The 24,294-nt window shown below is 64.3% G+C and carries 25 protein-coding genes; 14 read left to right on the top strand and 11 right to left on the bottom strand.

Annotated features, from left to right (window positions below):
• Nucleotides 1–44: 44 nt before the first annotated feature.
• On the top strand, nucleotides 45–806 hold the full coding sequence (locus IJ15_RS25710) for an SDR family oxidoreductase (RefSeq protein WP_081880868.1): 762 nt from the start codon (nucleotides 45–47) through the stop codon (nucleotides 804–806).
• 1,023 nt (nucleotides 807–1,829) lie between these two features.
• On the opposite strand, the gene IJ15_RS0121880 is transcribed toward IJ15_RS25710, so the two are convergent.
• The 5 genes from IJ15_RS0121880 to IJ15_RS0121860 form a co-directional block, all read right to left on the bottom strand.
• The gene (locus IJ15_RS0121880; protein ID WP_031940475.1) at nucleotides 1,830–2,816 is read right to left on the bottom strand and encodes an ABC transporter ATP-binding protein; all 987 of its coding nucleotides are present in this window, start codon (nucleotides 2,814–2,816) and stop codon (nucleotides 1,830–1,832) included.
• On the bottom strand, nucleotides 2,816–3,946 hold the full coding sequence (locus tag IJ15_RS0121875) for an ABC transporter ATP-binding protein (RefSeq protein WP_051919455.1): 1,131 nt from the start codon (nucleotides 3,944–3,946) through the stop codon (nucleotides 2,816–2,818). The genes IJ15_RS0121880 and IJ15_RS0121875 overlap by 1 nt, the downstream gene beginning before the upstream one ends.
• 28 nt (nucleotides 3,947–3,974) lie before the next feature.
• Complete coding sequence (locus tag IJ15_RS0121870) at nucleotides 3,975–5,105, bottom strand: ABC transporter permease (protein WP_081880867.1); 1,131 nt, start codon at nucleotides 5,103–5,105, stop codon at nucleotides 3,975–3,977.
• On the bottom strand, nucleotides 5,098–6,051 hold the full coding sequence (locus tag IJ15_RS0121865; RefSeq protein ID WP_031940472.1) for an ABC transporter permease: 954 nt from the start codon (nucleotides 6,049–6,051) through the stop codon (nucleotides 5,098–5,100). Before IJ15_RS0121865 ends, IJ15_RS0121870 begins: the two co-directional genes overlap by 8 nt.
• Nucleotides 6,052–6,534: 483 nt before the next feature.
• Nucleotides 6,535–8,142, bottom strand: a complete 1,608-nt coding sequence (locus IJ15_RS0121860) for an ABC transporter substrate-binding protein (RefSeq protein ID WP_031940471.1) — start codon at nucleotides 8,140–8,142, stop codon at nucleotides 6,535–6,537.
• A 320-nt stretch (nucleotides 8,143–8,462) separates the two neighbouring features.
• Here IJ15_RS0121860 and IJ15_RS26205 point away from each other — a divergent pair, with 320 nt between their 5' ends.
• The 7 genes from IJ15_RS26205 (at nucleotide 8,463) to IJ15_RS0121830 (ending at nucleotide 14,048) form a co-directional block, all read left to right on the top strand.
• A complete protein-coding gene (locus tag IJ15_RS26205; protein ID WP_156112190.1) occupies nucleotides 8,463–8,816 on the top strand; it encodes a hypothetical protein in 354 nt (117 codons plus the stop codon).
• A gap of 464 nt (nucleotides 8,817–9,280) precedes the next feature.
• On the top strand, nucleotides 9,281–9,799 hold the full coding sequence (locus IJ15_RS27005; protein ID WP_331281040.1) for an ATP-binding cassette domain-containing protein: 519 nt from the start codon (nucleotides 9,281–9,283) through the stop codon (nucleotides 9,797–9,799).
• On the top strand, nucleotides 9,688–9,969 hold the full coding sequence (locus IJ15_RS26785; protein WP_031940470.1) for an ABC transporter ATP-binding protein C-terminal domain-containing protein: 282 nt from the start codon (nucleotides 9,688–9,690) through the stop codon (nucleotides 9,967–9,969). The genes IJ15_RS27005 and IJ15_RS26785 overlap by 112 nt, the downstream gene beginning before the upstream one ends.
• Nucleotides 9,969–10,541: an NADPH-dependent FMN reductase gene (locus tag IJ15_RS0121845; RefSeq protein ID WP_197059887.1), complete on the top strand. Its 573-nt coding sequence runs from the start codon at nucleotides 9,969–9,971 to the stop codon at nucleotides 10,539–10,541. The genes IJ15_RS26785 and IJ15_RS0121845 overlap by 1 nt, the downstream gene beginning before the upstream one ends.
• Before the next feature lie 2 nt (nucleotides 10,542–10,543).
• Entirely contained in the window at nucleotides 10,544–11,689 is a 1,146-nt protein-coding gene (locus IJ15_RS0121840; RefSeq protein WP_031940468.1) for an alpha/beta hydrolase, read from the top strand.
• The gene (locus IJ15_RS0121835; protein WP_031940467.1) at nucleotides 11,689–13,269 is read left to right on the top strand and encodes a long-chain-fatty-acid--CoA ligase; all 1,581 of its coding nucleotides are present in this window, start codon (nucleotides 11,689–11,691) and stop codon (nucleotides 13,267–13,269) included. Before IJ15_RS0121840 ends, IJ15_RS0121835 begins: the two co-directional genes overlap by 1 nt.
• Entirely contained in the window at nucleotides 13,266–14,048 is a 783-nt protein-coding gene (locus IJ15_RS0121830) for an IclR family transcriptional regulator (protein WP_031940466.1), read from the top strand. Before IJ15_RS0121835 ends, IJ15_RS0121830 begins: the two co-directional genes overlap by 4 nt.
• A gap of 102 nt (nucleotides 14,049–14,150) precedes the next feature.
• Here IJ15_RS0121830 and IJ15_RS0121825 read toward each other — a convergent pair whose 3' ends face one another.
• The 4 genes from IJ15_RS0121825 to IJ15_RS0121810 all read right to left on the bottom strand — a co-directional run bounded on the left by IJ15_RS0121825 (nucleotide 14,151) and on the right by IJ15_RS0121810 (nucleotide 15,813).
• Nucleotides 14,151–14,510 carry a nuclear transport factor 2 family protein gene (locus IJ15_RS0121825; protein WP_031940465.1) on the bottom strand — a complete coding sequence of 120 codons (360 nt, stop codon included), beginning with the start codon at nucleotides 14,508–14,510 and terminating at the stop codon, nucleotides 14,151–14,153.
• Nucleotides 14,511–14,515: 5 nt separating this feature from the next.
• Nucleotides 14,516–15,088, bottom strand: coding sequence for a VOC family protein (locus tag IJ15_RS0121820; protein WP_156112189.1), 573 nt, complete (start codon nucleotides 15,086–15,088; stop codon nucleotides 14,516–14,518).
• Nucleotides 15,089–15,235: 147 nt separating this feature from the next.
• Entirely contained in the window at nucleotides 15,236–15,604 is a 369-nt protein-coding gene (locus IJ15_RS0121815) for a nuclear transport factor 2 family protein (RefSeq protein WP_031940463.1), read from the bottom strand.
• A gap of 14 nt (nucleotides 15,605–15,618) precedes the next feature.
• Entirely contained in the window at nucleotides 15,619–15,813 is a 195-nt protein-coding gene (locus IJ15_RS0121810; RefSeq protein ID WP_031940462.1) for a hypothetical protein, read from the bottom strand.
• 366 nt (nucleotides 15,814–16,179) lie between these two features.
• Here IJ15_RS0121810 and IJ15_RS0121805 point away from each other — a divergent pair, with 366 nt between their 5' ends.
• From IJ15_RS0121805 to IJ15_RS24945, 5 genes are all read left to right on the top strand, one after another.
• On the top strand, nucleotides 16,180–17,031 hold the full coding sequence (locus tag IJ15_RS0121805) for a helix-turn-helix domain-containing protein (protein ID WP_156112188.1): 852 nt from the start codon (nucleotides 16,180–16,182) through the stop codon (nucleotides 17,029–17,031).
• 311 nt (nucleotides 17,032–17,342) lie between these two features.
• A complete protein-coding gene (locus tag IJ15_RS0121795) occupies nucleotides 17,343–19,007 on the top strand; it encodes a long-chain-fatty-acid--CoA ligase (RefSeq protein ID WP_031940460.1) in 1,665 nt (554 codons plus the stop codon).
• Nucleotides 19,008–19,226: 219 nt separating this feature from the next.
• The gene (locus IJ15_RS25355; protein WP_156112187.1) at nucleotides 19,227–20,075 is read left to right on the top strand and encodes an aspartate/glutamate racemase family protein; all 849 of its coding nucleotides are present in this window, start codon (nucleotides 19,227–19,229) and stop codon (nucleotides 20,073–20,075) included.
• A 7-nt stretch (nucleotides 20,076–20,082) separates the two neighbouring features.
• A complete protein-coding gene (locus IJ15_RS25350) occupies nucleotides 20,083–21,198 on the top strand; it encodes a nuclear transport factor 2 family protein (RefSeq protein WP_051919441.1) in 1,116 nt (371 codons plus the stop codon).
• A gap of 158 nt (nucleotides 21,199–21,356) precedes the next feature.
• Nucleotides 21,357–21,887, top strand: coding sequence for a flavin reductase family protein (locus IJ15_RS24945; RefSeq protein ID WP_156112186.1), 531 nt, complete (start codon nucleotides 21,357–21,359; stop codon nucleotides 21,885–21,887).
• Nucleotides 21,888–22,002: 115 nt separating this feature from the next.
• Here the strand turns inward: IJ15_RS24945 and IJ15_RS0121775 are convergent, their stop codons facing one another.
• Together IJ15_RS0121775 and IJ15_RS0121770 are read right to left on the bottom strand one after the other, a co-directional pair.
• Complete coding sequence (locus IJ15_RS0121775) at nucleotides 22,003–22,668, bottom strand: TetR/AcrR family transcriptional regulator (protein ID WP_197059886.1); 666 nt, start codon at nucleotides 22,666–22,668, stop codon at nucleotides 22,003–22,005.
• Nucleotides 22,669–22,729: 61 nt separating this feature from the next.
• Nucleotides 22,730–23,731 carry an LLM class flavin-dependent oxidoreductase gene (locus IJ15_RS0121770; RefSeq protein WP_031940456.1) on the bottom strand — a complete coding sequence of 334 codons (1,002 nt, stop codon included), beginning with the start codon at nucleotides 23,729–23,731 and terminating at the stop codon, nucleotides 22,730–22,732.
• Nucleotides 23,732–23,952: 221 nt separating this feature from the next.
• Between IJ15_RS0121770 and IJ15_RS0121765 the strand changes: the two genes are divergently transcribed.
• Nucleotides 23,953–24,261, top strand: coding sequence for a hypothetical protein (locus IJ15_RS0121765; protein ID WP_156112184.1), 309 nt, complete (start codon nucleotides 23,953–23,955; stop codon nucleotides 24,259–24,261).
• Nucleotides 24,262–24,294 lie beyond the last annotated feature (33 nt).

The raw sequence follows: 24,294 nt of genomic DNA, 5'->3' as shown, positions 1-24,294 counted from the left end.
GATATCGGTGAGCACTAGCTCACACTCCCGAGAGGTTCAGTGTAGTGGACTTTGAGAACAAGACGATTTTCATTACCGGAGCGGCATCCGGTATCGGGAAAGCATCGGCACTGGCGTTCGCGGCACAAGGCGGAAAGGTGGCTGTCGTCGATCGCAACAGGGAAGCGCTCGCGGAAGTCGTCAATCAGATCGAGGAAATCCGTTCGGAGGCACTGGCGTTACATTGTGACATTACACAGGGTGACGAAGTGCGAGCAGCAGTTGAGGCGACTGTCTCTCGATGGGGAAGACTGGACTCCGCTGTCAATGCAGCCGGCGTCGAAGGAGCAACGAAGAAGCTTCTGGAAGAGGATGACGCACTCTTCGATCGCACCATGGACGTGAATCTTCGGGGCGTCTGGCACTGTATGCGAGCGCAGATCGAACAGATGATGAAACAGGCGGAGGGCGGCACCATCGTGAACGTCTCATCCGGCGCGGGTTTGGTCGGCTCCGCTCGCTCTGCCATCTACAGCGCTTCCAAGCATGCCGTCCTCGGCCTCACTCGTAGCGCCGGATTGCAGTATGCGCGAAACGGAGTGCGTATCAACGCGGTATGTCCATCTGGCGTCCAGACACCTATGGCCGACCGGATCGTGGACTCTTTCGAAGGCGAGGCACCATCCAAAGGCGGTGCTGGATATCCGCTGGGACGGTACAGCACACCTGAAGAGATCGCCTCGGGCATTATGTGGCTGAGTTCGCCCGGTGCCGCATCGGCGATCGGGAGTGTCCTGACAATCGACGCAGGCTTCACGGCAGCGTGACGACGCCGTGGTGCCGGGCAGCCGGCACCGCATCTCGCAGCCTGGGCTCCCATAGGAGGAGTCCAGGGGGTGGTGGGCATTTGGTGAGGCCCTGACCAGCCGGATTGGCCGCGTATCGCTGCCATGACGGCGGCGGGCCATCGCGTAGTGGTGAACGCCTTGCCGATCAAAGTGACTCAACCCAAGATACTGCGCGATGACCCATCTCGATCATGCCGACACGTCCCTGCCCGCCCACGGCACAGGTGCCTCACTGCAGTGGGCTGAGCATCCTGATCGTGGAGTGCCTCCGCGTAGTGTTGCAGTAGATCAGTCAGTTATCGACTGCGGCAACTAGTTCAACATTCTGGACGTAGCTTACTCGGTAGCAAAGTTCGTATTTGGAGTCGACCACAGAGATTCGGGGCCGGCGCTATCCCAACACGTCCGGGTCCGTCCCATTGGCTGCAGAGTCCATGCCGCTCGCAGGTCTGAGTCGTCGCCGCAGCGGTGCACTGAGAGTCTCTGTCCAAGTGCATGATTGTGCCTGTCAGCCGACCATGCCTGCGTCTCGACGGCCATGTAGACAGCCGCGGTCACCAACTCGGTCCGCATGTGATCAGCGCAGGTGTATATCGCCTTCGTCGCAAGTCGGATAGGTGATGTCCGACCTGCATGTCGGTCTGAAAACTGCTGTGGTGCAACAGTCTGTTGGCGGGGCAGCGGCAGGCAAGACTCAGGGCATGCCGAACCTGCCTGTCTGGGGTCTCGATTGAGCAGGCGTCGGTGGTGGTGGCCTCGATCAATCTGGAGTTCGCGTCCGGCTATCCGGAAGTCCGTGCCCGTCAATGGTATACGACCACCGACAGCATGCGGGATCTTCCGGAGGGTGGTGCAATGATGGGCGGCGGGAAGGCCGTTGTGCTCACGGCATTCCCGCACACCGATTCCGCGACCCCACCGGACGCTGTCGACCAGCCTGCAGAAAACGTATGACGACCGCCAACTGCAGTTTCGCCCGCGAGGGAGCGAAACAGGCTCGGACTACACGTTGTGGCAGGCCACGAAGTGGCCCATGCCGACCTCCTGCAGCAACGGCTCCTCCTGCGCGCAGCGCTCGGTCGCCAACGGGCAGCGTGTGCGGAAGCGGCAGCCCGACGGCGGGTTCAGCGGCGAGGGCAGATCCCCCTCGATGGTCGCGAGTTCGTCCTCGGCGTCGCGGGCACGATCCGGATCAGGAATCGACGCCAGTAGCAGCCGCGTATATGGGTGCCGTGCCGTGCTCTGCACGTCATCGGTCGGGATGACCTCGCAGACCTTGCCGAGGTACATCACCATCATCCGGTCGCTGATGTTCTTGACCACCGCCATGTTGTGGGCGATGAAGATCATCGTGAACTCGAATTCCTTCTTGGTCTCCTCGAGAAGGTTCAGGACCTGCGCCTGTACGGACACGTCGAGGCTGGAGACCGGCTCATCGCAGATCAGTAGCTTCGGCTTGAGCATCAGCGCCCGCGCGATACAGATGCGCTGGCACTGGCCGCCCGAGAGCTCGTGGGAGGTCTTCTCCCACACCATGTCCGGGTTCAGACCCACAGCGTTGAGCATCTCGCGGCCCATGGACTCCAGTTTGGCCTTGCCCGTGACGCCCCAGATTCGCACGCCCTCGGTGATGAGGTGCTTGACCTTGCGGCGCGGGTTCAGCGAGGAGATCGGGTCCTGCATGATCATCTGCATCTGCGCGCGCATGGTCCGCAGGTTCTTCGACGAGAGCCCGCCCAAGTCGATGCCGTCGAGCACGATCTCGCCCGAGGTGGGCTTCGGCAGCTGCATGATGGCCCTGCCGGCCGTGGACTTGCCACAGCCGGACTCGCCGACGATTCCCAGCGTCTCGCCCGGGACCAGGTCGAAGCTGATGCCCGAGACCGCGTGCACGGTTTGCTTGCCGGCCGGGAATTCCACGACCAGGTCCTCGACGGTGAGGATCCGCTTGTGATCCACCCGCAGATGCGCGGTGCCACTGCCAGCCATTACACAGCCTCCAAAGTCAGCTCGCGGCCGGTCGCGGTGCGCCCGGCCTTGTGGTTGGCCGCCAGCGCCGCGTCGCCCTCAGGGGTGCCGACCGGGAAGTGACAGGCCGCCTCGTGGGGATGCCTGGCATCCGCGGTATCGGCCGTGGCCACCAGCTCCGGCGTCTGCGTCCGGCACTTCTCCTGCGCGTAGAGGCAGCGGGTCGCGAAGGAGCAGCCGCGGATCGGCTTGGTCATGTCGGGCAGGCCGCCCTCGATGGCGTCGAGCACCTGGTGGGGCTCATCCGCGATGCGGGGAATGGCGGCGAGGAGCGCCTGCGTGTACGGGTGTCGGGGCGCGTCGAAGAGTTGGCGCGTCGGCGCCGTCTCGACGATGCGGCCCGCGTACATCACGGCTACACGGTCCGTCTGGCCCGCGACGACTCCGAGGTCGTGGCTGACCAAGATCCCTGCCATCCCCATCTCCTTGCGGAGCTGGTCGAGCAGTTCGAGGATCTGCTTCTGGACCGTGACGTCGAGCGCGGTGGTCGGCTCGTCGGCGATGGTGAGGGTCGGATCGCAGGCCAGGGCCATCGCGATGACTACGCGCTGGCGCATGCCGCCCGAGAGTTCGTGTGGATACTGGTCCACGCGCCGGGTCGGCTCGGGGATACGCACTTTGCGAAGCAGCTCGATGGCACGCTCACGGGCCTGCAGCTTGTCGAGGCCCAGGTGGGCACGGATCGACTCGGTCAGATGCGTGCCGATGTGCTTGAACGGGTTCAGCGCCGTCATCGGATCCTGGAACACCATCGCGATGTCGTTGCCCCACAGCTTCTGCTGCTCTTTGCGGGTCAGCGTCTGCATGTCGCGGCCCCCGAAGACGATCTTGCCGGTCACCGTGGTGGCGCCGTCGCTGGAGATCAGGCCCATGACGGTCTGGCCCAGCACCGACTTGCCGGAGCCGGACTCACCGACCAGGCCCAGGGTCTCGCCGGCGTCGACGGTGAGCGAGACGCCGTCGACTGCGCGCAGCTGGCCGCGCTTGGTGCGAAAGTGCGTGGAGACGTTCTCGACCGTGAGGAGCGGGGTGCCTGCCGGGGCAGCGGTGGAGCCGCTGTTGGTTTCAGTGTTGTTCGAATGCTTGCTCATCGGTCACTTCCTTTGCCGTACAGGGCCATCACAGCTTGGCCTCGCGCGAGCCGCCGGTGGCCTTCTGGGCCTTCTCGCCGACGATGTTGAAAGAGAAGACGGTCAGGAACAGGAACATGCCGGGAACGAACACGATGAACGCGTGCTTCTCGAGCACGCCGCCCTGACCCTCGGCGATCATGTTGCCCCAGGTCGGAATCGGCGGCTGGATGCCGAGACCGAGGAAGCTCAGCGAGGCCTCCGCCACGATCAGTACGGAGATCATCACCATGCCCAGCGAGGCGAGCGGCAACGCCACGTTCGGAGCGAGTTCGCGCACCATCACGCGCCAGCGGGTTGCGCCCATCGCGCGGGCGGCGAGCACGAACTCCCGTTGCGAGAATGTCAGCGTATTCGCTCGCGCGATACGGATCATCGACGGTATCGCGAGTACCGAGAGCGCGAACGAGATGTTCATCAGGCTCGGCTCGAGCACCGCGGCCAGAGCGATCAGCAGGATCAGCGCCGGGACCGCGAGCAGCGAGTTGGTCAGGACACCGATCACGGAGTCGACCACGCCGCCGAAGTAGCCGGCGAGGATGCCGATCGCGCCACCGATGATGATCCCGATGAGCACGGCCGTGACGGCGACGACGAGCGAGGACCGCGCGCCGTAGATGGAGCGGGCCAGCATGTCGAGGCCGAAGTTGTTGGTGCCGAGCGGATGATCGGAGAAGAGGCTCGGCGGAGCGAAGCCCTTGGCCGAGAGCGTCTTCTTCGTGTCCTTGTACTCAGCCAGCGGAAGCAGCGGCGCGAGGATCGCGATACCCACGATGAAGACCAGCCACATGCAGGACAGGACGAACGTCAGGTCGAAGTCCCCACCGAACTTGGCCAGGCCAATGCGGCGGAACCCCATGTAGATGCCGATGAGGCCGATGATGCCGACGATGACGCGCAGCGCCATCACGACGGGGCCTGCGCCGAGCGCGAAGCCCAACGCGATGACCCCGATCGCCAATAGGATGCCGCCGCGGACATAGAGGTCGCGTCGCTCGCTCGTGGTCCCCGGCATGATGTCAGGAGCCGGTGGTTCGGCCACGATCACGGCAGCGCCCTGGGCCGCGGCCGGAATGGCCTGTTCCGGGTCGTTGAGGTCGGGATGGGTGAGATTAGACATGGGCTCGTCGGCTCCTCGGGTCGAGGTATCCATAGGAGATATCGATGATTCCGTTAGCCACCACGTAGATGACCGCGATCACCAGCACGGCGCCCTGGACCATCGGCATGTCGCCCTGCTGGGCGGCACGCACGATCAGTGAGCCCAAACCGGGTAGCGAGAACAGCGTCTCGACGATGACGGTCGAGCCGATCATCGAGCCGATCACGAGACCGAGCATCGTGATCAGGGAGAACGAGGACGGCCGCAGCGCGTCGCTCACCAGCAGTCTCATGTTGGACGTGCCCTTGGCCTTGGAGACCAGGATGAAGTTCTCCTGCAGGGTGGTGATCAGGTCGCTGCGCAGGATCCGCAGGAACATCGCCATCTCGAGCAGGCTGATCGCAATCGCCGGCAGGATCGCGTGGTACAAGTTCTCGCCAATGCCCTCGGAGATGCGCACCCACTGCGAGCGGGGGAACCAGCCGAGGTGGTTCACGAACAGCATGATCAGCAGCAGACCGGAGAGGAAGCTGGGGATCGACAGCACACCGAAGGTGCAGGCGCTGATGATCCGGTCGATCAGGCCGCCCTGGTGACGCGCGGACCACATCGCGAGCGGGATCGCCACGACGAGCGCGATGAACAGGCCCATGATGGCGAGCTGGACGCTCACGGGCAGGGCTGCGCCGATGCGCTCCATCACGTCGCTCTGCGGCGGTACCAGTGACCTTCCGAGGTCACCTTGCAGGGCGTTGGAGAGCCAGTGCCAATAGCGCGTGAAGAACGGGTCGTCCAGACCCATCTCGAGCCGGGCCTGGGCGTACTCCTCGGGGGTGCGCCCTTCTCCGAGTGCGGCCACCGACGGATCGCCGGGGATAAGCGACACCAGTCCAAAGGTGCCGAGGCTGACGACGAAGAGCACGACAACAAGTTCGCCGATCTTCTTGAACACGGCCTTGGTCATCGCTGCAGTCGTCTCCTTTCTGAAATCATCCGTTGATCCTCACTTCGATGTGATTGCTGAGCCGGCCTATGTAACGGCCGCAAAGTCCGTAAGGCGCGCAGGGTCGTGCACTGGCATCGATGAACGAATTTTCAAGGTTGCCAATCGATTTGATCCCAATCCTCCGCGGCCGGCGATGAACCTGTAATCCCTCAGGCGAGGTGTCCATGCCCAGCAGGGTCAGCCCGGCCCGACGATTCTCTGGGCCGGGTCGCCGGTCCGGCACACCGTGGTAGGACGCCACGGCATCTGCGAGAAGCGAGTCCATTCCTGTCCTGGATGGAAGAGAAGGCTCTCGATTCCTGCAATGGACTGCGTTCATCGCCGGACTTCGATCCGTCTGGTCGCACTGCCTCCTGCCGCCCCCAACTTGCACACCGCGGGGCGTGGTCAGGTTGTTGGGGGCGGGCCCGAGGTCCGAAGGGCCTCGAGGTCGGAGTGTGCTTAGTCCGAGATCCAGATCTTGTCGAAGAGCACCAGCCCATCCATACCGGCCTTTGCACCGTGGACGTTCGGCGCCCAGGTGACGAAGTTTGCGCCCGAACCCAACGGCACGATCGGCGCATCCTCGTTGATGATCGTCTGCATCTCCTCGAATCCAGCCCTACGCTCCTCCGGGGTGGCGGCAGCCTGAATCTGGGAGATCACTTCGTCCATCTTGGGATTGCTGTAGCCACTCACGTTCTGGCTGGATCCAGTCACGAGCAGGCCTTGAAGCCTGGGGAGCGGCGCGGAATCGGGCACCGCCGTGCCGCCAACGCTCACGTCGAAGTCATGAGTGACATAGAACGTCTTGGCGATATCATTCTTAGTCGCATTAGGTTGGATTTTGACTTCGAAGCCGACATTTTGGAGCATTGACTGCATCGCCAATGCCAGATTTACCGACGCTGGATCCTGCAACGAGGCGAACGTCAATTTTCCATCGTATCCGTCCGCCTTGGCCTCATTGACGAGCTCGCGGGCGGCGTCAATGTCCTGAGTAGGACCGGGGATCGCGCCGTGCATGTTGGACCACTCTTGGAACAGCTCGAGTCCGGGCGAGTTCAGTCCGTCCCTGGCGCGTTCGTTGATGATGACAGGATCGATTGCCTTCACGATTGCCTGGCGGACGCGGATATCGTGGGCGGCACGTCCTTCCCTGATATTGATAAGGCCGTTGTCGACCATGCTTACCGGCTCGTAGTATCCGGGGAACTCGGCCCGCATCGTCTCGATGGCGTCTCCACCCCTGAGATACGCCATCTGTACCTCGCCCGCCTTGAGCGCATCGACCATCGGCTGCTCACCATGAAGGTCTACGAACTTGAGTCCGCCGATTCTCGGCTTCCCACCCCAATAGTCCTCGCGTGGCGCGAGAACGAGTTCGACTCCGGGATTGACAGATTTGACGGTGTACGGCCCAACACCGATCGGCTCGACGAAGCTCCCGTCCCGAAATGAGTCCGGGTGGGTGATCATGCCGAACCCTGTGGTCAGGAGCACGGGAAAGTCGGTCCACGGATTGTTCAGGTAATAGGTGACGGTACCGGGGTCGGGCGCCTCCATGGATCGCACGTTCGCCATGAATTGGTCGCTGTACGTGGCCTTGCCCTCGGTCATGCGATTGGTGCTGGCCATGACGGCTGAAGCGTCCAGAGTATCGCCATTGCTGAACTTCACCCCGTCACGGAGTTTGATGGTCCACGAGAGTCTATCGGCAGACTCCGTGAGCGACTCGGCGAGCTGCGGCACAAAGTTTGCGGACTCTGGGTCCCATCGCACCAGGACGTCGTAGATTGCGGCCATTTCGGTGCCGCCGAGCCAGGGGGAAGTCCTGCCCTTGATCGGGTCCAGTGTATTGGTCAACGAATGCGATGCATAAGTCAGAGTCGCATTTCCGATAGCGTTTCCCTCAGGAGACTGCTCGCCAATCACCTCGGCCCGAATGAGTTTCGGTTCGGCACCGCCGTCGGATGAACCGGCGGAGGACGCGCATCCAGCGGCTATGAGTCCACAAGTCGAAATTAGGACCAGGGTGGAAAGCGCCCGCCGATGAATTGTTCGCTTCATTACCATCCTTCAGGGGGGTGTGTTCTTAGACCTGACCGCGCGTTCAGGCTGAGGCTGGGAGTTGGGTCGCTGCCGGCCCGCTGATCACCGAGAGAGACCCACATCACGTAGCACAGTAGCAGAAGCAATTTCTTCATGGAAGAGAAGATTGGAGACTGTGCAGTGGTCGCGCGCTCGCCGCGGCGGCGGTTCGATGCGGGGTCCGATCGCATCAGGCTGCAGCCTCCCCGGTCTGTCGCGGGGTGCCATGTGGCGCACTGGCGAGGGCCGGCATCGGTTTGCAACCACGCCGAGCGACCTCGGATACGCAACGAGTCGACATGCGCATTTGGCAGAGCCGATTCTGTAGAGAGATGGAAGTCTGCCTTGCGGTGGGTCCGAGGCGTGAGCTGAACCGTTGGTGGGTCAGCATCCGGCACCTCCGCTGTCGCCCGCAGGCAACCGGAAACTCGGAGCGCCGTATTCCCCAGTGCTGCTTTGATTCACAACCTGCCCTGGGCGACGATGTGGCCGACTCCCTTGATCGGCTGGTGGTGCTCACGCGCGGCCACAGCCTCGCGTCTACCGGTACTTCGATACAGGAGGCGGTGCTTCGCGCGATCCCGGTCGACGTCATCGCATCGCTGTCGTTGTCCGTCGTCTCGGCGGGCGGGACGCTGAAGCCGATCGGTTGAGAGGGTCGGGTGGACTTGCCGAAACCTGCCGAACCTGGGTGACTGTCTCGAACTGGGCGTCGCGTGGGCGGACCGATCTGCCGATCTGCGGGGCGCTGATCGCGCACGCGTGCGCGATCGCGCCGGCAATCTCGGGGTGGACCGTGGGCCAGGTCGAAGTTGCCACCCTGGAACGGGTCGACTGGTTCAACTACGGACGCCCCTACGGGTCCGCCGTCCGTCGTGTTCGGAGCGCTCCACAGCCGGTGACTCCCGTGCTCCGCCCGCGCGACGAGGACCTGCATGTTTGGCAGAGTTGCTCTCTGCAGAGAGAAATCAAGATGGGTATATGCAGGTAGTGAGGCTGACGATTGGCACTTATCGATCGCTAGTAAGGTCTTGACTCGCGGGCTGCAGGGCTGTTCAATGCGCAGGAACACAGATTCGATGCGCGTCTGGTCGCAGATTGCAACAGGGACATTGTGATGAGGTTGAGGAAGACGATTCGGGCCGTCGCGGTCGCTGCGATGCTCACGGCTTGTCTCGCCGTACCTTCTGTTTGTCTCGAAGGAGGCGAGCGCGGGCGGTGGCGTCACCGCGCCCCTGCTCTCTCAGTTCCTGCACGGCCTCGTGATCGTGCTGGTCCTCATTCTTCGAGCCCAAAGGTCGGTCGCGCTCTTCAAGCGGCCTATCGGCTGGATCCGAGCCCGAATCTCCGGAGGTGGCAAATGAACTCGCTGGTCATCGACAGGATCAGGATCCGTTACGGCGCAGCCTCGCTGGCGCTCGAGGACGTGAGCCTTACGGTTCCCCGGGGCCGGATCGTCAGCGTCCTCGGGCCCAACGGCGCGGGTAAGTCGACGCAGATGCGTGGGTTTCGGGTCTGCTCGGCGTGTACGCACCGCAGTCAGGTTCGGTGCGCGTCGCGGGTGCGGAGAACGCCACGCAGAACCGCATCGAGTTGGCGCGAGCGCTGTCGATGGAACCGGGGCTCGTGCAAGTGAACCAGGACCTGGGCGTGGCCATCCTGCCCGTGGAGCACGACATGAAGATGGTCAGGGGCATCCCGAGCCGCGTCTGCGTCCTCAACTTCGGTCAAAGAATCGCCCTCGGCAAGCCCGCCGAGGTTATCCGCGACGAAGCTGTCGTCGCGGCATATCTAGGAGCTGCATGATGAAAGACGGAAAGTTTGTAATCTGCGCGATTGCAGGCAGCCTCCGCGCGGACTCGTGGAACCGCAAGCTCATCGAGGCGGCCGCGGCAATGGCGCCCGCCGACGTCGACGTACGGGTCACGAAGCTGCTGGGCGAGATCCCGATGCTCAACGAAGATGATTTCGGTAACGAGGCAGAGAGCGTCCACGCGCTGCGCGCCGAGGTCGAAGCTGCTGATGCCCTGCTGATTGCGACGCCGGAATACAACGGCGGCATCCCCGGCGTCCTGAAGAACGCACTCGACTGGCTCTCGCTGCCGCTCGGGCACTCGGTACTCGAGCGCAAGCCGGTGGCGCTCATGGGCGCGACGCCCGGCCGCCTCGGCACGGCGCGCAGCCAGTTCGAACTGCGTCACACCTTCGTCTTCTCGCGGTCCCCCGTGTTGCCGGGGCCCGAGATTCTTCTCAGCTTCGCGCCCGATCACTTCGACGAGCAGGGCCGGCTGACGGATCCCATCGTCCTCGAACGGGTCGATTTGATGTTTACGCACCTGAAGAAATACGCAAGTCTCAATGAATACGAGGTTGTCTAACCATGACCGGCGCTACCACCAGCCCGAACGTCCACAAGGAATTCGTCAGCAGCGAGTCCCCGGGTGCGAAGCGCGCGGGGGCCGGCGGCTACCCGTGCCAGGGGATCTATTACACGCCGGCCGGCAAGAAGCCGCGCATTGCGATGATCGCCTCGCACTACCAGATTGACTTCTCCGAACATTACGTCGCCGAGTTCATGGCTGAGCGCGGTGTTGGATTCCTGGGCTGGAACACCCGGTACCGCGGCTACGAGGAGCTCTTCAATCTCGACCAGGCCCTGGTCGACATCGGCGTGGGCGTCCGCTGGTTGAAGGAACATGCAGGTGTGGATCAGGTTGTCCTGCTCGGTAATTCCGGCGGCGGGTCGCTGATGGCGGCCTACCAGGCGCAAGCCGTCGAGTCGTGCATCCGTCCCGCCCGCGATATGGAACCCGCGCTGGGGATCGACGACCTCATCCCCGGCGACGCCTACATCTCGCTCGCCGCGCACGGCGGCCGGCCTGATGTGCTGACCTCGTGGCTGGACGCAGCTGTCGTAGACGAGAACGACCCGACGCTGTCCGACCCCGAACTCGACCTGTTCAACCCCGAGAACGGCCCGCCGTACTCCGCGGAGTTCATCGAGCGATACCGCGCCGCGCAGGTTGCCCGCAACCACCGGATCACCGCGTGGGCCCGGGAGGAGCTTGCCCGGGTCACCGCCGCCGGCTACTTCGACCGGCACTTCGGTGTTCCGCGGACCTGGGCGGACCCCCGCATGGTCGACGCGACGCTGGAGCCGAGCAGTCGCCCTGCGGGCGAGTGCTATCGCGGTTCGACCGCCGTGGCCAACCGCGGCGACCGCGGCATCGGCGCCGGCAGCACGTTGCGGAACTGGCTGCACATGTGGAGCCTTGAAGAATCCCAGTGCCGCGCGGAAATGCACATGGAGAAGATCACCGTGCCGGCGTTCGTCATCAACCCCGACGGCGACACGGGTGTGTTCCCGAGCGATGCGGACGCGCTGTACAACGCCATCGCCAGCACCGACAAGCAGCGCAAGGACCTGCCGGGCGATCACTACTTCGTCGAGCCGGCCGGTGCCCGCGAGAAGGTTGCCGAGGTGATGTGCGACTGGATCGCCGAGCGTTTCCCAGAGAAGCAGTGATGATGAGCACCGAGAACGACGAGCTGGGGCTCGCTCGAAAGCAACACTGGGTCAACCAGGTTGACCGACATGCGTTCGAACGAGGTGACTTGACGGCGATTGTATTCGGCGACCGTCGGATCACCTGGGCGCAACTCCAGCAGCGCGTGGTTGCCGTCTCTGCCGCGCTCGCCGAGCGCGGCGTGGGGCGCGGGGACCGCGTTGCGCTGCTGATGGGAAACCAGGCCGAGTACATCGAGATCATGATCGCCGCCAACCGGATCGGCGCTATTGCAGTGCCGATCAACTTCCGCCTCAGCGTCGGCGAGGTGGCGTTCACACTCGACGACAGCGGTTCCGCCGTCCTCTTCGTGGACGGGCAGACGAGCGCCACCGGAATCGCCGCGTCCGCGGACGTCGAGGGTCCGGTGCAGGTCTTCCAGGTCGGCAGCGAGAGCGCCGATGGCGCGACGTCGTACGACGTCCTCGTCGCCCACCCCGGTTCGGGCGCCTCGATCGCCGTGACCGAGGAGTCGGAGCCTGCGCTGCTCATGTACACCTCGGGCACGACCGGACGCCCCAAGGGCGCCGTGCTGACACATCGCAACCTGGCCGCGCAGGCGGCCACGAACGTGATGGCGTTCCGCTTCGAAATGCACGACGAGGTCAGCCTCTGCGCCGCGCCGCTGTTCCACATCGGCACCCTCGGCTTGGTGGCGCCGGCGATCCTGATGGGCGCCACGATGGTCGTCATGCCCAGCGTCTCGTTCGACGCGGGCGCCCTCCTCGATGTCGCGGAGCGCGAGCGGGTCACGTCGACGTTCCTCGTACCCACTCAGTGGCAGGCGGTCTGCGACGAGCAGGAGCGGGTGCCGCGTGACCTGTCAAGGCTCCGTGTCAGCTCCTGGGGTGCGGCGCCGGCCAGCGACACCCTGCTCCGCAGGATGGGCGAGGTTCTGCCGGGCGCGGCGAGCCTCGCGCTCTTCGGGCAGACCGAGATGTCCCCGGTGACGTGCGTGCTGGAGGCCAAGGACTCACGCCGCAAGATCGGCTCCGTCGGGCGACCGGTGCCCGGGGTCTGGGCTCGCATCGTCGACCCCGACATGGTGGATGTGCAGCCCGGTGAGGTCGGGGAGATCGTCTACCGCGGCCAGGGGCTCATGTCCGGGTACTGGAACAACCCGGAGGCGACGGCGCAGGCCTTCGTCGGCGGCTGGTTCCACTCCGGCGACCTGGTGCGGATGGACGAGGAAGGCTTCATCTACGTCGTGGACCGCGCGAAGGACATGATCATCTCCGGCGGTGAGAACATCTACTGCGCCGAGGTCGAGAATGCGCTGGCCGGCCACCCCGACATCGCCGAGGTTGCCGTGATCGGCAGGGCCCACGAGACCTGGGGCGAGACCCCGGTCGCGGTGGTCGCGCTGAAGCAGGGCGCGGCGGATCTGACCATCGAGGAGTTGCGCACCTGGGCGGGGGAGAGGTTGGCCCGTTACAAGCTGCCGACCGACCTCGTGATCGTCGATGCGCTGCCGCGAAACGCCTCGGGCAAGGTCACCAAGAACGAGTTGCGCACCCCGGCCGTTACCCTACCTGCGTGACTGCAAAGGAAGATGCACCTCCGAATCGTCCGCAGTACCCGATCGAGTCTGTCGACAATGCGCTTCGGATCCTGCTGCTGCTCGGCGATCGTCGCAGCATCCGGCTGACCGAGGTGAGCGAGTATCTCTCGGTGGCCTCGTCGACTGCGCACCGGCTGCTGGCGATGCTCCAGTACCGCGGTTTCGTTCGTCAGGTCGAGGGCTCGCGGGCTTACGAGCCGGGTCCGGCGCTGACGACGATAGCGTTCGCGGTCCTGCGCCAGACCGACGTTCGGGCGCGCGTGCACCCGGTCCTCGAACGGCTCTCGGCCAGCCTCGGCGAGACGGTCCACCTGGCCCGTCTCGACGGGAACACGGTGACCTTCGTGGACTCGGTCGAGAGTGCTCGGGCGGTGCGCGTGGGATCCCGCATGGGCATGACGATGCCTGCGCACTGCACGTCGTCGGGCAAGGCGCTGCTCGCCACGCTGGAGGACAGTGGGGTGCGCGAGCTCTACCCCAAGGAGAAGTTGCCGGGGGGCCTCACCTCGCACTCGATCACCAAGCGGTCGGTTCTGTTGCGCCAGCTAGCGGAGGTCCGCCGGGTCGGGTTCGCCATGAGCGACGAGGAGTCCGAGGATGAAGTTGCGTCGGTGGCGGTCTCTCTCGGGGAGTACGGCGGGGCGCGCTACACGCTGAACGTCTCCACGCCCAAGAGTCGGATGTCCGACGTGACCCGCGAGGAGATCGCCGCCGCACTGACCCAGGCGGTGGACGAGGTCGCGGCGTTCTTCCTGTGATCTCGGCATCGAACGAATCTTCCTGCGCGGCAAGATAAGGCAAGGAAACAGCCCCGCCGATCGAATCGATCGGCGGGGCTGTTCTCTTGATCATGTCTCTATTCAGGCAAAGACCTTGCGAAGTTCGCCGGCGTCCAGGTACTCCTCGATGCGGCGGATCTTACCGCCGTCGACGAACACCCGGAAGATCGTGGGGACGTTGACGGTCTTGTCCCCGATAGTCGCCCGGATGACGTGCTGGCGCACAAAGCCGTCCTCGAGGGCGGTACAGCGGGCTTCGTCGTAGCCGAAGTCGTCATAGCGGGTGGGGATGCCCGAGAGGATGCGGAGGTTGTCCTCACGGGACTGCTCGGCGTTGTCCCAGTTGTGCCAGATCTTCACGTCCGCGTGATAGATCTCGTCGAGGACGGCGACATCGCCTCGGCTGAGGGCGGTGAACATCTTGTCTGCGAGCGCGAGCATCTCACTCACTTGGCAGCAGTCCCGACCGGGGTGCCGAGGCCGCCGTCCGCGGTCCGGGGTGCGTGCGCGACGTCGTCCTCGCGCAACTCGCGGGTCCACGCCGCGAACTCGAGCAGAATGCCGTCCGGGTCGAAGAAGTAGATCGACTTCACGAACGTGGAGTCGCTGTCCTGGAGGCTGATCCCGCGCTCGGACTTGTCGTGGTTGAGCATCGGTCCGGTCTGCACACCCTTGGCCTCGAGCTTGGCCTTGTACTCGTCGAACTTGTCGAGCGGGATCTTGAACGAGACGTGGTTCATCGAGCCGTGCGCCGACGCGATCTCCTTGCCGATGCCGGGGATGGCCGCGGGCGCCGCGATGCCGGGGGCGTGCGGGGCAGCGTCGGCGAACCAGAAGAACGCGATGAACTGGCCGCCGCCCATGTCGAAGAAGAAGTGCTGGCCACCGCCGGGCAGGGAGAGCGTCATGGACAGCTTCATACCCAGGACGTTGGTGTAGAAGTCGACGGTGCGCTCCATGTCCTGGCACACCAGCGCCAGGTGGCACACGCCACCTAGTTCGAATTCCGTGTTTGTCATGTCACATTCTCCTCGCTGTATGGCGGCCATCTCGCCGGATTCTCGGCTCGACGGTAGGTCCGAGTGATCGGATGGGAAAGATCGAACGATCGCTAAGTCGCGAACGGTGGTCGTCGTGGTGCCCGGCGCCCGGTGTCGTGGGTCGGGTCAGCTGAACACGGCGTTGAGTTGGCCCCGGTCGAAGTACTCCTCGATGCGGTGGATCTTGCCGCTCTCGACGTACACGCGAAGGACCGCGGGGACGTTTACGGTCTTCTCCCCGACCGTGGCCTGGATGACGTGCTGACGGAGGAAACCGTCCTCGAGGGCGGTGTGGCGGATGTCCGCGTAGCCGAAGGCGTCATAGCGGCCGGAGATTCCCGCAAGGGTCACGAGGTTGTCCTCACGGGACTGGTCGAGGTTGTCGAAGTTGTGCCAGACGGTCACGTCGTCACGGTAGAAGCCGGCCACCGCGTCGATGTCGCCGTCCGAGACGGCGTTGAAGAACTGGTCTGCGAACTCGAGGATGTCGCTCATTGGAGTACTCCTGACTAGGCGCCGTCGGCGGCGCTGAGCTTGCTTGCGAGGGCGTGAGAGTTGTTGGCGTTGCGCAACTTGCGGGTCCGGGCTACGTGCTCGAGCAGGATGTCGCCTGAGTCGAGGAAGCGGATCGGCGGCGCGCAGGTGGTCCCACTCCCGGGTTCCGCGGCTGCCGGCTCGCACTCGTCTCGGGCTGTGACGCGCATCGCTCGGATGTCTCACGAAGACCGTATTCCCGTCCGTTTGGTTCGTCAAGACCTATCGATCGCTAAGTTTCGAACGGGTGGGTGATCGTGCTATTGACGACGATCCATTCGCCGTGCCTGGCTGCTGTGCCAGAGATTGCTTCTGCTTGACAGAATCGGCACGTCGGAGGGGGTGTCGGAGTGGCCGGTCGCAACCGTTTGAGGCCAAATCTGTAATCGTCACGGCGCCGGCTCGCGCATCGGCCGCGGGGCGGCGGTGCTTGTCATTGGGAGCGACGATGCGGCGTGCATGACCGGACAGGCCATCGTTGTGGATGGTGGTCGTCCGGCCGGGTGATCGCGTGACGGCGGGATACCGTGGTGCTCATGGAGCGCGCGGGACGAGTCGGCGGGGAAGAGCTGGGCGCCAGGATTCGCGCGGCGCGTATCGAGCGCGAGGTCGGGCTCCGGCAGCTTGCTCAGCTGGTCGGCATGAGCCCGTCATCTCTGAGTGAGTTCGAGAACGGGAAGAGCCTGCCGGGTCACGAGCGCTTGCAGGCCCTCTCGGCCGCGCTCGGGGTGCCGCTGGATCTGCGTCCGCCCGAGCCTGCCGGCCCACGGTTCGACGACTGGCGAGACTTCGAGCCGCTGGACCTCCCCCCGGTCTTTCGGACGGCGTTGGACGTCTTTGTAGAGGTCGGCTACCACGCTGCCACCGTCAGGATGATCGCCGACCGGTGCGGCTTGTCGATGGCCGGCGTCTACTACCACGTGGAGAGCAAGGACGTTCTGCTCACTGAATTGCTGCAGGGCGCGATGGCCGAGCTGATAGGCCGATGCGTGGCTGCGGACGCCGAAGCGGATTCACCCGCTGAACGGTTGGCGAACCTGGTCGAGTGCGTGATCCTCTTCCACACGTACCGTCAGGCCTCGGCGGTGCTCGCGTCCACTGAGCTACGGTCGCTCGACGAGTCCGGCCGATCGCTGCACCTCCAGGCGCGGCTGCAGGTCCGGGACATTGTGCAGGCCGCCGTGGAGGCCTGCCGTGATGCGGGGCGGGTCGGAACCGTGCCGGCGTCGTCGACCGCCACTGCGATCGTCACGATGTGCGTTGCCGTGGCCGATTGGTACAAGCCTGGCGTGAGCCCGCCCCCCCACGAGATCGCACGGGAGTACACCGACCTTGCGCTGGCCATGGCCAGCGCCGGCTCGTCGGGTATTTCGCGTTTGCGGGACTGACGAAGCAACGCCAGGCGATTCGTCGGCTCCCTGCTGCAGTGCTCCACGCGGTGTCGGATGGTCGAGAGTTTCCGGGCGGCTTCAGTTTTCGGCCTGCGTTTCTTGACTTGCATCGTTGACCTGTGCAACTCTGAATAAGAGAGATGCTCTGCCATGCAGAATAATGCGGTATCTGAGTGGTCAGTCCCAGAGGGTGTCGCAGCTCAGGGTGCGAGTGCAGGTGCGTGAATCCCGCATCGTGGGCAGGACCCTTGGCGTCATCGGTGGGCGCGAGCAGTACCAGTAGGACAACCGGATCTGAGGAGCGCGCAATGACCGCGATTGTCAAGGGGCACCCGTCGACGAATGACGACTCGTATCAGCTCAACACGACCACGCTGATCCGTCATTCGGCCCGCAACTACCCGGAGCGCGAGATCGTCTATCGCACCGGCGACGGGGGATGGGACCGCTACACCTACGGCGACGCCTACGCGCGCATCAAGCGGATTGCCAACGCCCTGACCGACCTGGGCGTGAAACCCGGTGATGTGGTGGGGATCCTGGACTGGAACAGCAAGCGGCATTTCGAGCTCTACTGGGCCATCCCGGGCACCGGAGCGGTGATGCTGCAGATGAACCTGCGCCTGGCGCCCGAGGATGTGGGGTATGTCGCCACCCACGGTGGCGCGTCTGTCGTCCTGGTGGATGAGAGCCTGCTGAGCGTCGCGGAGTCGGTGGCGCCGTTTGCCCCGGAGGTCACGTGGGTGGTGATGTCCGACAAGCCTCTCTCGGAGATTGCCACCACGTTGCCGAACGTCCGTCATTTCGAGGACCTGGTGGCGAAGGCGTCCCCGGAAATCGACTGGCCGATGATCGACGAGAGTTCCGCCTACAGCGCCTGCTACACGACCGGAACCACCGGCCGGCCGAAGGGCGTGTACTACTCACATCGAGCGATCTACCTGCACACCCTGACGCAGGCTTCGTCCTACGGAATGAGCGCCGCCGACGCGGTCATGCTGATCACGCCGATGTTCCACAGTCAGTCCTGGGGCCTTCCGCAGTCTGCCGTCTACGTCGCGGCCAAGATCGTTCTGCCCGGCCGCTATTCGGCGCAGGACACGGACATGTTGGCGGACGTGATGATCGACGAGAACGTGACGGTCGCGAACGGCGCGCCAGCGATCTTCCAGCCGATGCTCGACTACATCGAGACACTCGACGTCAAACCGGACTTCAGTCGCACCCGACTGCTGTCCGGCGCCACCGAGCCCGCGCTCTCGCTCATGCGTGGTTTCTACGAATTGACCGGTGCCGACTTCATCCATGCGTACGGGGCTACCGAGACTGCGCCGATGGCTTTCGTCAACTACGGCCGCAAGGTGACCTTGCAGGGCAAGGTGACGGAAGACGAATGGTGGAGCATCAAGCGCTATCAGGGTCTTCCCGCGGGCGGTGTCGATGTGCGGATCGTAGATCCGGAGGGCAACGACTTGCCGCACGACGGCAACAGTAAGGGCGAGGTCCTGCTGCGGGGACCGTGGATCACCGCGCGGTACCACAAGCTTGATGACGACGCCGACAAGTTCCTCGACGGTTACTGGCGCAGCGGCGATATCGGCACCATCGATCAGAACGGCTACCTCAAGCTCGCGGACCGCCTCAAGGATGTCATCAAGAGTGGCGGCGAATGGATTTCGTCGATCGATATGGAGAACGCGATCATTGCCCATCCTCGGGTGGCTGAGGCGGCGGTGATCGGTGTCGAGCATCCGAAATGGCAGGAACGTCCGGTCGTGATCATGGTGACCACGGATGGAGAGGAAGTCGCGCTCGCCGAGATCCATGCGCTACTCGGCGGCGCCTTCGCCAAGTGGCAGTTGCCTGACACGGTCCTGTATGTCGACAAGCTCCCGCGCACGAGCGTCGGCAAGCTCGACAAGAAGGTCATGCGCGTCGAGCACGGTGATGTCTATCGAGCCGCTCGGGGCTGAATTCGGATCCACCTCCGTTCCGTGTGTCGAGGCGCCTGCTTCCTCGCGCGACGAATCTACGAGACTGATTCTGTCAGTGGGCTATTCGATCACCGATTTCCATCCTCGACCTGGTCTCGGTTCTCTTCTCGAGGGAACCTATTTCTGATAGCCTCCGACGAAGTGACGACACTCACATTCGCAGTCTAGGAGAATCAATTGGCCAGGCGCATAGCATATTTGGACCTCAAGGGCGGCGCGCAGCGGGAGGGAAATCGGATTCCCGAGCACCTGATCACGCCAGGTTTCGCTGTCGACGTGGTGGATACCGAGATTCGAATCACCCCTGTCAATGCGACCGACCTGCTTCTCTCCGATATGACGTACGCGGAAGCGGCCATTCGAGCCGACCGCGACGGGTATGCCGGGGTCCTGATCGGCGGGGTACCGGACTATGGACTCGCGGCCGCGCGTGCCGCCGTTGACATTCCGGTGATCGGTAGCGGTCAGGCCAGCCTCCTGGCGGCGGCGGCACTGGGGTCTCGGTTCAGCATCGTCACGATCTGGCCGGAGACGATGAGCTTCGTATACGAGCGACTCCTCCGCGAGAACCCCATAGGGCAGCAATGCATTTCGGTGCGGTACGTCTCCACGCCGGACGAGCAGGGCACGCTTGCCGACGAGGACAACTTCCTCACCCAGATGAGGTCCGGACGCGAGCACATGATCGAGCGCATCCTCGACGAGATCGAGCTTGCGGTGCAGGACGGCGCCGAGTCGATCATTCTCGGGTGCAACTGCATGAGCCCGGTCGCCGATGTGCTCGCGTCGCGCGCGAGCGTCCCCATCGTGGACCCGACCACTGCCGGGTACCGGCAGCTCGAGTCGATGGTCGCGCTCGGCCTGCAGCCCGCGCGCGATCCTCGCGTGCCCAAGTCGGATCGCCATCACGTCCTGGCGGAGATGATGAAGGCGGCAGACCTCGCGTTCGGCGAGGATCAGGAAGATTGCCCCGTCTGCGTGCTGAATGACGACGGCACCGCTTCGTGTGAACTGCCGGCCGGCGTGCCCCTCGAAACGCAGGAGTGATCGAGATATGCACGCTGAGTACACACTCGAATCGGTAACGGCCCGAGCCGCGATCACCGATGTGATCCACCGGTACTGTCACGCGACCGATCGTCGACGCTGGTGGCTGATGGACTCGGTGTTCCACGAGGATGCCACCTGCAGGCTGTCGGCGATCGGCGGCCACTGGCGCGAGTTCGTGGCCCAGGGGTCCGCCCTGCTCGAGCCGCTCGGCCGCACGCATCACCAGGTCGGCAACATCCAGATTGCCTTCGACGGCGACGTCGCCCACGTCGAAACCTATGTGACCGCCTTCCATCAGGTTCCGCAGGACGCGCCTCCGGGCGGGTCTTTCGGTGGCACCGGGGAGGCGTACGAGGTCGTGCTGGGCGCGCGGTACATCGACCGCTTCGAGCGCCGCGACGGGCTCTGGCGAATCGCCGACCGGCGCCTGCTGATGGAGTGGCGCAACCATCGACAGGTGCGAGAGGGAGCCTTGGCCGACGTGCCCTCTCAGTCGCGTGGGCGGGACGACACCGACATCTCCGCGCCGGTCGTCGAGGCTTGGCGCACAGGCGAGCCCGGCCGGATGGATGTGGCACGGTTGGTCGACAGGGCAGAGATCGCCGACGCGGTCACCCGGTTCTGCCACGCGGTCGACCGGAACAGATGGGACCTCATGCCCAGCGTGTTTCACGAGGACGGGCGAACCGTCTTCATCGACACTGAGAAGAGCTGGCAGGAGATGGTGGCCGGCGCGCGCGTATCGATGGGTGCCCTGGTGCGGACCCAGCACCAGATCGGCAACATGCTCTTCTCCTTCGCCGGCGACACCGCTGTGGTCGAGACCTACGTCACCGCCTACCACCGCGTTCCGCCGACGGCTCCCGTCGACGCCTTCTGGGGCGGCCGCGAGACGGACTACGAGGGCATTGCGGGTGGCCGCTACCTCGACCGATTCGAGCGCCGCGACGGCCGCTGGCTGATGGTGGAGCACCGCACGTTCGTCGAATGGCGGCACGACTTCGAGGTCTCTGAGGGTGCTCTGGCCCAGACGCCGGACGTCTTGCGCGGCCGGCGCGGAGACGCGGACGCGTCGCTGCCCGTGGTGGCGCACCTCCTCGCTGGACTCACCTCATCGTGAAGGGTGGGCCCTCGGCTGGGCCTGCCCGGATATCAGAATTCGTTCCCGTGTAAGGGATTCCGCTGAAGAGAGGGCGGACGGCGAGATTTGAACTACGCCCAAAACTGACGTTATATTCAGTTATGTAATTTGAATCGCGTTCTGCCAGGAGGACTCTCATGATGCAGCCCAGCAACTCGCCTATGGACAAGGAGGCGAGCTCCGACACAATCGTGCAGGACGGAGGCCGCGCACTGCGGGACGTCCTCGGTCACTTCGCGTCGGGGGTGGTGATCGTGACCGGTACCGTCTCGGGCAAGCCGGTGGGCCTGACCTGTCAGTCATTCTCCTCCTTGTCGATAAACCCTCCGATGGTGATGTTCTGCCCTTCCTCCACATCGTCGAGTTGGGGACAGATCAAGGCGTCGGGGGCCTTCTGCATCAATGTGCTCGAAGAGTCCCAGCGCGAGGTCAGCAACCTGTTCGCGCAGCGACGCGACGACAAGTTCGACACCATCGATTGGCGTGCGGGAGAGACGGGTTCGCCGCTGATCGAGGGCTCCCTCGCGCATATCGATTGCACTGTCGAGTCGGTCTTCCCCGGCGGGGATCACGACATCGTTCTCGGTCGGGTCGTGGACACCGAACGGAGGCCGTCGGGTCGCCCACTGCTCTACTACTGCGGCCAGTACGAGATTCTGTCCCGATAGTCGCAGCCGCGACAAGGTCGCACATCCGACGGACGGAACGACCCCCGGTCGACCCACTCTCCTGGAAGTTTGGGGGTCGATCGGGGGTCGTTGTCGTTGTGTCGGCTGGAGATCGCTACGTACGAGCTCGGCGCGTTCCACCCGGCCGTGGTTCGGCGAGCCCGAGCGCATGCGACCACAGGTAGCTGATCGTGTCGATCGCCTGGTCGTCGGATGCCGGCCGTCCCGTGCCCTGCGCGTTCGTGCCCAGCCACAGGTAGCAACTGTGCTCGAGCATCGAAGAGAGGGCCGAGGCGGCGACTTCCGGGTTCAGGCTGGGATCGGTGAAACCATGGGCCTGCAGATTCACGATGTGTGCCGCGATCTGGCGAACGCCGACGTCGCGAATCTGCATCCACACCTGGGTGAACTCGGGTTCGACCGATGCGGCGTGCGTCACGCCGACCAACTCCGGAATGAACTCGGTGTAGGCCCGCCAGAAGGCCGCGATGGCCGATCTCAGTGAATCCGGGGTGTACCCGTCGAGCCGCCGAGCATCCTTCCCCTCGGCGAGGACGTACTCCAAGAAGTCCTCCAGCAACGCCGCGAGGATTTCGCTCTTGTTGTCGAAGTAGTTGTACAGCGTGGCCGGAGACTTGCCGGCAGCGTCAGCGATATCGGTCATCCTGGCATTGAGATAGCCGTCGCGTTCGAAAACTGTTCGCGCCGAGGTCTTGATCAGCTGTGCGGTCTGCTGTCCCTTGGTCCCGGCGGATTGGTGGTCGGTACGCCTTGTGTGCACGATGCGGCCCCTTGATCTGACTACTGCAGGCCTGGATCATATCGATATCGAGAAGACGCCTTTACAGCTTGGGCATGACCTCGGACGAGAACAGGCGCATGTTCTCGACGAGAAGCTCGTGCGGGAGGCCGCCCACGTCGAAGACCGCCAGGTGGATGTCGGGGTCGACCACATCCTTGACCATGAGCATCCGGTCGGCGACCTCATCGGGGTTGCCGGACATGGCCGTCCCTGCGAGCAGCTTGTCGTAGTCGACGGGCATGTTGTTCCCGGTCAGTTCACGAGCCCACGTGACGTAGTTGACCAGGTAGGGGCGCCACCGTTCGTGAGCTTCCTTGCTGTCCTGTGCCACATGGACGTAGCTGCACGACCCGACCAGGGGCTCCTTGCCCTGTTCGGTCATCAATTCGCGGTACAGCTTCACCAGCGGCCCCCACGAGTCGAGGCGGCCGAAGATGCTCGGCAGCATCAGGGGGAGTCCCTGCTCGGCGGTGCGCCGGACGGACTCCTCGGTGGTGCCGGTGCCCAGCCACACGCGGGGCACGCCCGCGAACGGTGAGGGCTTGAGCTGCACATTCTCCAGAGGACCGCGGAACTCGCCGGACCAACTGAAGGGCTCCGTGGAGTTCCAGAGCTGATCCAGCAGTTGGATCTTCTCGCCCATGATGGCGTGGCCCTGCTTGGGATCCAGGCCGCCGAATGCCGCGTAGGTCTCGGGGTTGATGCCGCGTCCGACGACGATCTCGGCCCGGCCTCCGGACAACTGGTCGAGCATCGCGAAATCCTCCGCCACCCGGACCGGGTCGGAGGTGGCGAGCAGGGTCACCGCCGTCGCCAAGCGAATCGTTTTCGTGCGCTCGGCAATCGCGGCGAGCATGAGCTGCGGGGACGAGATGATGTAGTCGTTGAAGTGGTGCTCTCCCAGCGCGACCATGGAGAATCCCAGGCTCTCCGCTTCGACCGAGCTGTCGACGATGGAGCGCAGGCGCTCGCCCTGTGACGTGCGGATTCCGGTGTGCGGGTCGGGGAGGTGGTCGCCGAGGCTCATGACGCCGAGTTTCATGTGAGGGTCCTTTCGGTGGCGGGGTTCACAAAATCTAAAAGTGACGTTAGTTTTAGTTTTTTCTCCCGTCAAGGGTGAAACCACCGAAAGTTGCTACCACGCTGACGATCTCGAGTTCATGCCGGACTGGGTCGCGGTCGGATCCCGCGCTTGAGTTCCGAGACGAGGACGATCTAGAGTCTCCGCCTGCCGCACATCACACTCAGGATCGAGGATCAGTCATGCAATTGGTGGTAGACGAGTTCGGCGCCGTCCGGCTGGAGAATCGGGAGATCTTCACCGACTTCGCGGTGCGCGCACCGGTCGGCACCGAGATCGACAGGGTGGGAGAGACTCTCGCGTCCGCAGGGGTGGGCGAGACCGCTGATGGGCACGCCTGGATATCCGCCGAGGCGGTCACGCGTCTGGCGGAAGCGGATGGGGCCGGCGACGATTGGCGGCCCGGTTTCGAGGCGATGCGGAAGTACGCGCGCGGCAAGGGCTGGGTGCGGGCCGACGGCGCGATTCGCGCCCACATCGGGTACAGCTGACGAACCCCCGGGCGGCCCGACCGGAAGGTGGCG

The organism is Prescottella defluvii, from assembly GCF_000738775.1.
Lineage (GTDB): Bacteria > Actinomycetota > Actinomycetes > Mycobacteriales > Mycobacteriaceae > Prescottella > Prescottella defluvii.
The sequence above is the reverse complement of the archived record's forward strand: the minus strand, read 5'-3'. Positions and strand labels throughout refer to the sequence as shown.